5 protein-coding genes are annotated in these 12713 nt (G+C 39.8%); 4 read left to right on the top strand and 1 reads right to left on the bottom strand.

What is annotated here, in order from left to right; genetic code table 11:
- Positions 1-27: 27 nt before the first annotated feature.
- Positions 28-1701, bottom strand: a complete 1674-nt coding sequence (gene ilvD / locus G6W42_RS00025; RefSeq protein WP_194172455.1) for a dihydroxy-acid dehydratase — start codon at positions 1699-1701, stop codon at positions 28-30.
- Positions 1702-2026: 325 nt separating this feature from the next.
- On the opposite strand from ilvD, the gene G6W42_RS00020 reads away from it, so the two are divergent.
- The 4 genes from G6W42_RS00020 to G6W42_RS00005 form a co-directional block, all read left to right on the top strand.
- Positions 2027-5251, top strand: coding sequence for a retention module-containing protein (locus G6W42_RS00020; RefSeq protein WP_194172454.1), 3225 nt, complete (start codon positions 2027-2029; stop codon positions 5249-5251).
- Positions 5252-5424: 173 nt separating this feature from the next.
- On the top strand, positions 5425-6831 hold the full coding sequence (locus G6W42_RS00015; protein WP_194172453.1) for a hypothetical protein: 1407 nt from the start codon (positions 5425-5427) through the stop codon (positions 6829-6831).
- Between the two features lie 159 nt (positions 6832-6990).
- Positions 6991-11427 carry a hypothetical protein gene (locus tag G6W42_RS00010; protein WP_194172452.1) on the top strand — a complete coding sequence of 1479 codons (4437 nt, stop codon included), beginning with the start codon at positions 6991-6993 and terminating at the stop codon, positions 11425-11427.
- Positions 11428-11743: 316 nt separating this feature from the next.
- The coding region (locus G6W42_RS00005) for a retention module-containing protein (protein ID WP_194172451.1) at positions 11744-12713 on the top strand (970 nt) is incomplete at its 3' end.

Genomic DNA, 12713 nt, shown 5'->3' with positions numbered 1-12713 from the left:
TTAGGCTTAAATTTGATAATTTTGAAACTACGCCTCTAGTATCGCTCCGTTGCTTGCGTTTGTGACTAGTTTTTGATACTGCCTTAGCCAGCGAGAGGTTAGTGCCTTATCGACTGGCTTAAATTCTGCTCTTCTCTTTGCGATCTCAGCTTCGCTTAGGCGAACGTTTATCTCGTATTTATCGACGTCTATATCGATGATGTCGCCGTCTCGTAGCAAGCCTATCATGCCACCTTCAGCTGCTTCTGGGCTTACGTGGCCGATGCTTAGACCCCTTGTCGCCCCGCTAAAGCGGCCATCTGTGATGAGTGCCACGTCCGCGCCAAGGCCTCGTCCCATGATGAGTGAGGTAGGGCTTAGCATCTCTTGCATGCCAGGGCCTCCGCGTGGGCCTTCGTAGCGTATGACGACGACGTCACCTTTATCCACTTTACCGCTTGAAATTCCAGCTATGGCTTCATCTTGTGAGTTAAAGCAGACCGCTTTGCCACTAAATTTACGCTCGCCAACGATGCCAGCTGTCTTGATGACACAGCCTTGCTCGGCTAAATTTCCAAACAAAATGGCAAGTCCGCCGACCTGAGAATAGGCATTTTCCACCTTGTGGATGACGCTTTCATCTTTGATGTCGCTAGATTTTACGCGCTCGCCCAAAGTTTCGCCGCTAACTGTTAGATTGTCCAAATTTAGCATGCCGTGGTCTCTGCGTGAAATTTCTTTTATCACCGCATTCATACCGCCAGCTCTGCCGACATCCTCCATGTGCACGTTTGGCAAGCTTGGGCTGATCTTGGCGATGTGAGCGATGTTTTGACTGATCTTGTTTAGCTCTTTTATGTCTAAATTTACGCCAGCTTCTCTTGAGATAGCTAGCATGTGAAGGACGGTGTTGCTGCTGCCACCCATCGCCATATCAACGACAAGCGCGTTGCGGATCGCCTTTTCATTTAGTATGTTTCTTATCTTAAATTTCTCATCAAGGGCGATCTGGCAGATCCTGCGAGCAGCTTGCCTGATGAGCTCCTCACGCTCTGGAGTAAGTGCTAGGATAGTGCCGTTGCCAGGGAGTGCTACGCCCATCGCTTCGCAAAGTGTGTTCATAGAATTTGCCGTAAACATACCGCTACAGCTGCCACCACTTGGACATGCGTTGCACTCGATATCTCTTAGCTCGGCCTCGTCTATCTCTTTGGTTTCAAATTTACCAACCGCCTCAAACGCAGTCGCAAGGTCTATCGGCCTGCCATCTTTTGTGTGACCTTTTCTCATAGGGCCACCGCTTACGAAAATGGTCGGGACATTGACCCTTAAAGCGCCCATAACCATGCCAGGGACGATCTTGTCGCAGTTTGGCATACAAACAAGCGCGTCAAGCGCGTGCGCGTTCATCACGGTCTCGATAGAATTTGCGATGATCTCGCGGCTAGGCAAGCTATATAGCATGCCCTTATGCCCCATCGCGATGCCGTCATCCACGCCTATGCAGTTAAACTCAAAAGGCACACAGCCATTTTTGCGAATTTCATCTTTTAAAATTTGAGCGTATTTGTTTAAGAAAAAGTGCCCAGGTATGATCTCTATAAAGCTGTTTGCAACGCCGATAAATGGCTTAGCAAAGTCCTCGTCTTTTAGCCCGGTCGCACGTAAAAGTGAGCGGTGTGGGGCTCTTGTGTAGCCTTTTTTGATAATATCGCTTCTCAAATTTGATCCTTTTTTTTAAAATTTGAGAGGATTTTATCACATCTAAAGTATCAAAAATTTTAAAAGTTTTTTACAAAATTTAAAAGAAAATTTTTAATAAGTTTTATAACGCAAATCACACGTCAAATTTAAATTGCTCTTAAAAGATAAGACGGATAAAATGAAATTTGGTCTATTTTGATCAAAATAGCATATAAATTGATAACGTAAATTTGTCATATATGTGTCACAAATGCCGAATTTAAGGGCTTTATTGTACCTAGGTACAATATACATGAATTATAAAATTCATTAAAATGCGTCAAAAAATTTAACAAGGATGAATATGGCAGCAAAACTAGGAAGTATAAAATCAATTTCAGGTCAAACTGAAGTGATCGCAGTCGATAAAAGTGGAAATGAGAGAATTTTAAAAGTTGGCGACAGCTTGTATGAGGGCGAGAGTATAAAGACAACTTCGGCTGATGCGAAGGTAGTCATCGCTGCAAATGATGGCAAGGAAGTCTCGATAGTAGGCGAAGATACTATCTCGCTTGATCCAAAAGAGGCGGCAAACGCACAAAGTGCTAACCCAGAGATCGCAGCACTTCAAAATGCTCTTTTAAATGGTGCAAACATCACAGATCTTGAAGAGACAGCAGCTGGTGGTAACGCAGCAGCTGGTGGAGCTGGCGGAGATGGCATAAGTCTAGGCGCTGCTAGCTTTGCTGAGGGCGGCCACTACGCAAATATCAATGAAAATTTTAGAAATTTAACCGATGCAAACAGAGCTTTTGACTCTTTTAATAGCCCAATCGGCGGTTATGCTGATAATAACGACAATGGCGAAGGCGATAGTGTTGCACCGCAAAACCCAGCAAACCCAACAAATCCAACAACCCCTGTTGCACCAGTAACTCCAGTTGCTCCAGTTAGCCCTATTACTCCAGCAACTCCAGCTACACCTGTAGCACTAAGTGTATCACTTGATGGTAACGGCGAAGCAAGAGAGGCAACTCCAAACGAGTATCTAGTCTATAATCTAGGCCTATCGGCTGCTACAAGCTCAACTACACCTACTGATCTAACGCTAAATTTGAGTGGTGCAAGTGCAGGCAGAGACTACTCAAACGCTATGGAGTATTCACTTGATGGCGGACATAGCTGGACTGCGATACAAAATGGCGGCACGATAAGTGGTGTGGCACCAAGCGATATCGCAAATGTAAAGGTTAGAGTGCAAGTGATAGATGACTACGGTCAAACAGCTGGCAACCAAAACGAGGGCGCAAGCAGCGAGGATCTAGGCGCAAATATCGCTCCTGGTATAAAAGACTACGGCGTTTATAAAGAGGGCGTAACTCTTAGCGTAACTACAAACAACGCTGCTATCACATCTGGCGAGGCTGAGGGCAAGATCATTGATAATGATGACAATATAAATATCACAGAAAATATAGATGCATCTACAGAGGGCTTAAACCCTGCTCTTGTAAATTCTGACCCAGACAATGGCAACACCATGAAAACTATCATAGACACAAAAGATGGTGATGATACTATAACTATCAAAGAGGAAGTCTATTTTTCAAGTGGGTTATATGATCTAAAAGAAAATGCCAATGATGTTATAAAAATGGGCGATGGCGACGATGTGTTTAATACCGGAAAAGATGCTGTAGTAGAAAGTACTAGGATAGACCTTGGAAACGCTGGTGGAGAGAAAAATCAAGATACACTCAATATAAATGGAACTGTTATAACAGATACAAGATTTACAAGCCACGATGGCAATGATGTATTTACTATAAAAGATGATTCTGGTCCAAGCCTTAGCAGTACGATTTTAGACAATGTCTTGTTTAAAACAGGAAGTGGCAACGATACTGTAAATATCGAAAAAAGCGATAATCATCAGCTTATAAAAAATACCAAAATAGATACTGGTGCTGATAATGACACTGTAAATATTAAAAGCGATATGTATGCTTATGTTACTAATAACGGAACAACTGACGAGACAGAGTATGCAGGAAGCAGAACTGATAGCTTTATAAAAACAGGTGAGGGCGATGACACTATAAATGTTACTGATGCAAGTATCAGCAGAGTTGATATCGATACAGGCGATTCAGATACAGGTGATATGCTAAATTTCATCAGTGCAGGTATATATAACTCTGAAATAAAAAGTGGCAATGGCAATGATAAGATCGTACTTCAAGATACCAAAGCAGATGTTATGGATATCTACACAGGCGAGGGCAATGATAGCCTAACTATCAAAGGCAGCACTGAAATAAAAAATAATAGCGCCACACATAATGACCCTATAAGCTCACCAGCTCACGTAGCAAATCCAGTAGCTAACCAAGCTGGAATTCACTCAAACTACATAGAGATGGGCAAAGGTCGCGATACATTAACTATCGAAAGAGGCGCTGAAATTTCAAACACTAAGATAAACACTAGCTCAGCTGATGCTGGAGTAAGTGACGATAGAGACAGCATAGATGTTACTGGCGCTAAATTTAACAACGCTGCCATTGAGACTGGATATGGCGATGATGTGATAAATTTAAAAGATGTTACCATGATCTCAAATGATGGATTTAGCACATATATCGGTGCAGGCGGCGGAAATGACACTATTAACGTCTCTGGAAATAGCTCATTTGACAAGGCTATCATCTACACAAATGGCGGAGATGACCATGTAAATGTAGATGGTGATGTCTCTATGGTGGATTCAAACATCATGCTTGAAAATGGCAACGTAATGCTAAATGTCGCAAAGGCTACCGGTCTAGTTGATACAAACATAGAGGGTGCAGGCGTTGGAAATGCTGGCGTAAAAACCGTGACTATCGATAACGCTGAGCTTAGAAGGGTCACCATAAATACCGCAGATGACGGCGATAGCGTGACTATCGGAGCTGGCACTCATGATAATACTGATGTTAAAATTTTCACTCAAGGTGGAGACGATACGATAAATATCAACGCTGATCTAACTGGCACATCAAGTGTAAATTTAAGTCCAGCTGCAGGCGAAGCTGCGCATGACTACGATACATCAAACATCAACTCAGGCAAAGGCAACGACACTATCAATATAGCTGATAACGTGACGCTAACCAACACCTACCTTTCAGGCGGTGACGGTAGCGACTTAGTCGATCTTGGCAAGGATGTAAGCCTAAATGGCACTGCTATAAATGGAGGCGACGGCATAGATACGCTAAAAGTTCATGACGCATCATTTAATACGACAAATGCTGGCAAGATAAGTGGTTTTGAGGTGCTTGATATGTCAGACGCTAATGAGCATTTTACATTTTTCAATGCTTCAGATATCGCAAACTTCATAAAAAATGTCGGTGGCGAAGGTGCAACATCGCTAATCGTAAAAGGTGATAAATTTGTTGGCTCATTTACGGAAGGCTCAGCTGAAGTAGCAAATGCTTCTACAATAGATAGCAATGGAAACCATATATATAACGTAAATGAAGGCGGTCAGACATTTACGCTTACTATACAAGATGTCAATGTAAATGAGTTGTTGGCATAAAATTTTAGACCCATTTTTTGGGTCTAAACTCCCCTTGCTTCATTTAATAAAATTTTTTATACAAAAAGCCTAAATTTAGGCATTTCTTTTGATAATCAATATAATTTATATTTCAATGTGATTTAAAAACGCTTATTAAAATCCAAAAGTCAATTTTTTAAGAAAGGATTAATATGAGCGTAGAAGTAGCCGACAAAGAGGGGTTAAATTTAAGTGGTGGCGTGATTCAAAATGGCGGGCAAAATGACCCTCACGTGAGGATCATAGAGGAGGTAAAGTCGCTTGAGATACTTGAGCCCAAGAATTTTCTTGCTGAGCTATACGGACGAAGGGTGGCAGATGCAAGGCCAAAAGCGCAGGATCAAATTTTAAACATCGCAGACGCAACCACGAGTGCAAATGATGTGCGTTTTGACAATGGCAACGATATAGTCGATATGACAAGATCTATCGTAAATGATGCTAAGATAGACGCAGGAGATGGTGACAACAAGCTAAGAATTCACGATAATATCGAGGTTAGAGGGCTGAGATTTGACGCTGGAGCTGGCAACGACGAGATAGAGATAAGAAACAACGTCGGCATAAAAGATCATACGCTTTTATACACAAATGACGGCGATGATAGCGTAAAAATTTATGGTGCGACGATGGAAAATGCTGCCATTCATACAGGTCTAGATAACGATGTCATAGATATCCAAAGATGTGAAATCAAAAATGGCGCAGATATAAGGCTTGGCGGAGGAAATGACACTATAAATACCGACTGGGTGGGCTTTTTTGGTGATACAAAAATTTCTCTTTCTAGCTTTACAAATCCAAACGAAGTAGATACGCTAAATATGGACAACACTATCTTTAACGGACACACTACTATCGAAGCAAACGACGGCGAAAAGACCACTATGAATATAAAAGTGTGCGGTGGAGACGGCGAGATAGATATAAAAGGCTCGCACGCAAATTTAGACCACACACCGCTTTTTGATATGAATTTTCTTGGGCCAAAATTTATGGGTGACGTTAAATTTGACGGCAGAAACAACAAGGTCAATATGCATATAGACGACTCAGAATTTCATGGTAAAAATAACGAATTTTACTTCTCAGATAATCAAAATGATACTTTAAATGTGACATCAGCTATCATAAAAAATTCTAAATTTTATCTAGGTGGCGGAGATGATACAGTTAGTTTAACTATGACAAGAACAGATATAGATAATAATACTCAAATATTTGGTGGCAAGGGCTATGATACGCTTGTACTTGATAATAATATCGACTTCTCAAAGGTCTCTGGTTTTGAAGAATTAAAAGTAACGAGCGGTGCTTATGTGACATTAAATGGCAATGATGTGGCTCATTTGAGTGACATTTTAGACAATGGCTCTAATGTAGTTAAATTTAGTGAAGCGCATGGGACCGTAAAACTTAATGGTTTTAGTGAAACTAGCGGAGCAGAAAATGGCTACCATAGATATGAAAGTGCCTATAATACGCACTTAGCAGATGGTAGTGATCGTCAAGGCACAGTCTATATAGATATAAAAGAAGACATTCACGTCGATCTTTAAATTTAGATCCCTTTTGGGATCTTACTTATATTTATCAAAAATTTAAATTTTAAAACCCACTGCAACAGCGCAATCTTAAGAATTAACATCATATTTACATTACTTTATATTTAAAAGAAATATTTATAATGTGTCAAATTGATTTTATAGGAGGCAGCGATGGCTGTTAAAGTAGGTGTTATTAAAAACATTCTTGGCTCCAAGGAAGTGGTAGTTATAGACAAAAATGGCAACGAAAGAGTCGTTGCGGTGGGCGATAGTATATATGAGGGCGACGTTGTAAAAGCAAATGGTGCAAACGTCATAATCACATCAAATAACGGTAAGGAATTTGAGCTAAAAGAGGGGGAAACGCTAAATTTAAATAGCGATCTTAGCTCAGATAAAGAGGCAGCAGCCATACAAAAAGCCCTGTTAAAAGGTGAAAATTTAGCAAATTTAGAAGATAGTGCCGCTGGTGGAAATAGTGGCGGCAGAGGTGGAGAGGGCGTGAGCCTTGGTGATGCAAGGTTTGAACATGGTGGCCACGAGAGCTCAAACGTCACAGCAAGAGTTAGCGAGCTAGCAGCTATTTTGCCAGCAGCTCATCTTACAAATTCTGAAGTAAAGGGTGGCGCGAGTGAAAATTTAGCAGCCACTTCTAGCCAACCAAGCGCTCAAGCTGATGACGTGGTCCCAGCTCCACAGCCAGCTCCTGCACCAGAACCAAAACCTGTTGAGCCGGTAGAGCCAGAGAAACCAACTCCAGAGCCAGAACCTAAGCCAGAACCTGCTCCAGAACCTGCTCCAGAACCAACTCCAAAACCTGAACCAAAACCTGAACCAAAACCTGAGCCTAAGCCTGAACCACAGCCAGAGCCAAAACCTGACGAGAGCAAAGATATAGTTAAAAATATCTCGGTTGAAAACAAGTCAGAATTTGGCTATGAAAAGAGCTCAGACGACAAATCATACCTAGAGTACAACCTAAAAGGTGAAGTAGCACAGGCTGACGCTGATAAAAAGGTAGATGTGACGCTTAAATTTAGCGGAGATGCAACTGCTGGCAAAGACTATGAAGGCGCAGAGTACTCGCTTGATGGTGGCAAAACTTGGCAAAAGCTTGATAAAAGCGGCGTGATAAAGGACGTTAGAGCAGGCGATATCAACAACGTAAGCGTTCGTGTTGAAGTGGCAAACGATCACGATCAAAACGAAGGCACACTTGATCTATCAGAGAAAATTTTCACAGATGCAGATAAGGGCGTAGAAAATAATGGCTACTTTAAAGAGAGCGTTTCATTAGAAGTTAGCATAGGAGATAACAAAGCCACAAAAAATAGCTATATTGTTGATAATGATCATAACATTACTATCACAAGCGAATTTCACAATGATAAATTCTTTGATGCTACGTTTAAAAACAATGGCAATAACACTTTAAATTTTGAAAATGCAACTATAAGCCGTGATGAGAATAAAAAGATACCTAGTGACATAGTTTTTGGTGATGGTGAGAAAAATAATGGAGTAGATATTATAAACTCAAGCAATTCAAATTTAAACTGGCTAAATATCAACACCCAAGGCGGAGATGACACCATAAATATAAATGGCGGAAGACACGAGAGACTTCACGTCGAAACTGGCGCAGACAACGATACTGTAAATTTAAACGGCGGAACTTACATAGGCACCGATCCTTATCAAAGTGGCTTCACGCTTGATAGCGGAAACGATGTATTAAATTTAAATGGCACAAAAGATAATCATGTAAAAATGACAGATATGTACCTAAGAACTGGCTCTGGCGATAGAGATGAGATAAATATCAAATATACTGAGATGGACTCAACATACAAAAATTCAGCCAACCACATCATCGCCGAATCAAAAAACAACACCGTAAATGTTGAAAACTCAACTTTAAAGGGCATCAACATAGGCACAGAGACCAACACAGGCACCGATGTAAATAGAAATCCACTAAATTTCGATCTAAATTTAAAATCATCTACTCTTGATGATGTAAATCTCAACACTATCTACAAAACTCACGTAGTAGTTGAAGATACAAAGGTAAATGGCAACTTCCCAGAAAATGCTACAAAGTGGAATTTTGCAGATACAGATGATACTTTAGAGCTAAGATCAGGCACTTTAAACGATATGACTGTTAATCTTGGTAACGGCGAAGATAAAGTCGTCGTCTCAAAAGCTATGAAGCTTGATGGATACACTACGATAAATGGTGGCACCAACTACGAAACCGATACGCTTGTGATTGACGGTAATGTTAAATTTGATAAATTTAAGAGCTTTGAAGAGCTACAAGTGACTGGCAACGAGAAGGTCAGCCTAAAACTAGAAGAGCTATATGATATGCTTGACATTAAAAATGGCGATAGCAAACATATCTTGACAGTCACAGAGGCAGCTGGTGGAGTAGAGCTAGCAGGCTTTAAGCCTTCGGACTACGCAAGAGGTCTAAAAGATGGCTTTACAAGATATGAGGGCGACTTTAGCTTTCAGGAAAATGGCAGATCTTATACGAGAAAAGGCTATATAGATGTAAAAGATGGTATCAATGTCGATCTTGGTGCTAAGCCAGAGCCTACACCAGTCGAGCCTGTAAATCCAGCTCCACAACCTGAGCCTCAGCCAGAACCAAAACCAGAACCTAAACCTGAGCCAAAACCAGAACCTAAGCCAGAGCCGACACCTGAACCACAGCCTGCGCCTGATCCAGAGCCAGAATATATACATGAATATGACTCAAAATATGTAAAAAACATAGGCATATATGGCAAACAAGGCTTTCAGATCGAAAACCATGAAAGATCGAATATGTGGGAACATAACAATTTAATATTTGAGCTAAGGGGTGATGTAGCAGAGGCTGATGTGGATCAAAAAATCGATGTAAAGCTTAAATTTAGTGGCAAGGCGACTTACGGCAAAGACTACGATAAAATTCAGTACTCAATAGGCGGGAAAGAGTGGATAGATCTAGATAGTAGTGGCGTCATAAAAGGTCTAAGAGCGGGCGATATCAACAAAGTAGTTGTTCGTGCAAATGTAATAGACGATAAAGAGCTAAATGAAGGCAAGCTTTTATCTGAAGATGAAGATAGTGGAATATTTTATCATCAATGGGATAAAGAAAAGTTATTTAAAGATGCAGATAAGGGCGTTGAAAACAATCACTACTACAGCGAGAGTGTCATCTTAGAATTTAGTATAGATAACGCTAAATATACGTATAATGGTGGTATCATAGATAATGACCATATAACAACTGTAAATAGCGAATTTCACAACGACAAACGCTTTGATGTAGATTTTCGTGAGAATGGAGATAATGTATTAAATTTCAACAATGCAACTGTAAGCCATAAAGAAGGAGAAGATCCTAGTAAGATCTATTTTAGTGAAGTATATAGTAACTCTGGAGACATTGAGGTCAATATCAATAGTTCAAATTTAAATTGGCTTGATATTAGAACTAATACTGGAAAAGATAAGATTGATATCAAGAGCTCAAATTTAAATAATGTCACTATCGACACCCGTAATGGGAACGATACTATAAATATAAATGGCGGAACACACGAAAAAGTTGAGATCAATGCAGGCTTTGGCAATGACGTCATAAATATAAATGGTGGCGTTTTTAACAAAGAGACCATCTATCTTGGCATTAACAGCGATATCTTAAATATAACAGGTACAAAAGCTGATCATGTAAAAATGACAGATATTGACATAAGCACTAATGCTAATAAGCTTAATGGTGCCTTCCAATTGGTTGGTAATGAATTAATTAAAGGCGATGAAGACGTTATAAATATCAAATACACTGACATTAACTCAACAACATCAGCAGAAAAAAGTGCGATCTATGCAGGATCATCAAAAGGTACTATAAATATAGATAGCTCAAACCTTGATAATGTAGAAATAAATGGAGGCAGTAGAGTCCCTTCATTTGGTAGTACTTATCATACAGATATAAATTTAAAGTCATCTACCCTAAAAGATGTAGATATCATGGCTTATATAAATGAAATGCATGTGGTAGTTGAAGATACTCACGCATCAGCTAGTGGTTTGCCAGCTGAACACCATGCGAACTGGATTTTGAGTGGACATGAAAATGCAAAAGATTATTTGGAGCTAAGATCTGGAAGCTTAACTAATATTAAAATAGATCTATCGGATGGCAGTGATAGTGTCTTTATATCTAAAGATATGAAGCTTGAGGGTGGCACTAGCATTCTTGGTGGATACTCAGACAATAGAAGTCGCTATGATCACGATACGCTTTTGGTTGATGGTCAGATAGACTTTACAAAGGTTAAGAGCTTTGAAGAGTTAAAGGTTACTAGCAATGAAAAGGTCACTCTAAAAGCTCTTGATATAGCTGATATGCTTGATGTCGGACACGAACATAGTAATAATTTGCTTCAAATAACTCAAGCAAGTGGCGGAGTAAAACTTGAAGGCTTTAGTAAATCTGCTGCTAACGCAGTAGAGGGCTTTGAAAGATATGAGGCGAATTACGGCACAACTACAGCTTATATCGATGTAAAAGAAAACATCCACGTCGATTATTAAAATTTAGACCCTTCTTGGGTCTAAATTTCTTTCTATTATAAATTTACAAATATTTTTTTATAAATTCTATTATTCTTTTAAAATTTAGTACAATAAAATAAAAACATTTAAAACTTAAAATATCATTAATCAATTCTTACATAAAAATTAAATTTTATATAAGTGTTATATAAATATCACCTAATAACTACAAAAAATTCTATAAATGTAACATATAATAAAGAAATGTAACTATATTGTACTTTGGTACAATTTACATTCCATTGAAATAGTTATAAAATAATGCCAAAATTAATTTAGCCCTAAAGGAATTAACATGGCAAAGAAACTAGGCACAATTAAGTCTATATCAGGTTCTGCTGAGGTTATTGCGGTAGATAAAAGTGGTAACCAAAGAGTACTAAAAGTTGGCGATAGCCTGTATGAAGGTGAGAGTGTAAAAACAACTTCAGCTGATTCTAAGGTTGTGATAGCAACAAATAATGGAAAAGAGCTATCAATGATCGGCGAAGATACGCTAACACTTGATCCAAAGGCAACTGCCGGAGATGCTCAAGTAGCGGCACTTCAAAAAGCTTTATTAAATGGCGCAAATCTAGGCGACTTAGAGGAAACAGCAGCTGGCGGCACTGGCGGTGGCCGTGCTGGTGATGGCGTTAGCCTTGGCAGTGCTAGTTTTGAACAAGGTGGACACTACTCAAATATAAGTGCTAGCACTAGTGCGATAAATTCGTTGGGTGGTTTTGGTTTTGCTAGCCCAGAAACAGGCGTAAGAGGCGGCCTAGATAATGGCGGCACTGGCGGTGGCACAGGTTTTTACATCGACACTACAGCTCCAGTAGTAACTATAAATTCTATTAAGCCAGTAGATGAAAACAACCCAGCAGATGGCAACCCAGACAAAGGAATTGTAAAAGGTCATTCAGATGAGCCAAATGCTCCAGTAGTAGTAAAAGATAAAGATGGCAAAATAATTGGTAGTGGCACAACTGATGACAAAGGAAATTTCGAAGTTACAACTGATCCAATCAAACCAGGTGATAAAGTAACAGTAGAAGTAACTGATAAAGCTGGCAACACAGGTAAAGGTGATGGCACAGCTGGTAATACAGTTTACACAGATACAACTCCTCCAACAGTTGAAGACGTTAAAGTAACTCCAGTAGATGAAAACAACCCAGCAGATGGCAACCCAGACAAAGGAATTGTAAAAGGTCATTCAGATGAGCCAAATGCTCCAGTAGTAGTAAAAGATAAAGATGGCAAAATAATTGGTAGTGGCACAA

Origin of the sequence: Campylobacter concisus (assembly GCF_015230015.1) — a bacterium.
Classification (GTDB): domain Bacteria; phylum Campylobacterota; class Campylobacteria; order Campylobacterales; family Campylobacteraceae; genus Campylobacter_A; species Campylobacter_A concisus_AF.
Note: the sequence above shows the minus strand (reverse complement) of the source record. Positions and strands in the feature narration are given on the sequence as shown.

Coding starts and splice junctions, on each gene's coding strand:
- G6W42_RS00010 (WP_194172452.1), top strand. CDS start 6,991: ATGGCTGTTAAAGTAGGTGTTATTAAAAACATTCTTGGCTCCAAGGAA.
- G6W42_RS00015 (WP_194172453.1), top strand. CDS start 5,425: ATGAGCGTAGAAGTAGCCGACAAAGAGGGGTTAAATTTAAGTGGTGGC.
- G6W42_RS00020 (WP_194172454.1), top strand. CDS start 2,027: ATGGCAGCAAAACTAGGAAGTATAAAATCAATTTCAGGTCAAACTGAA.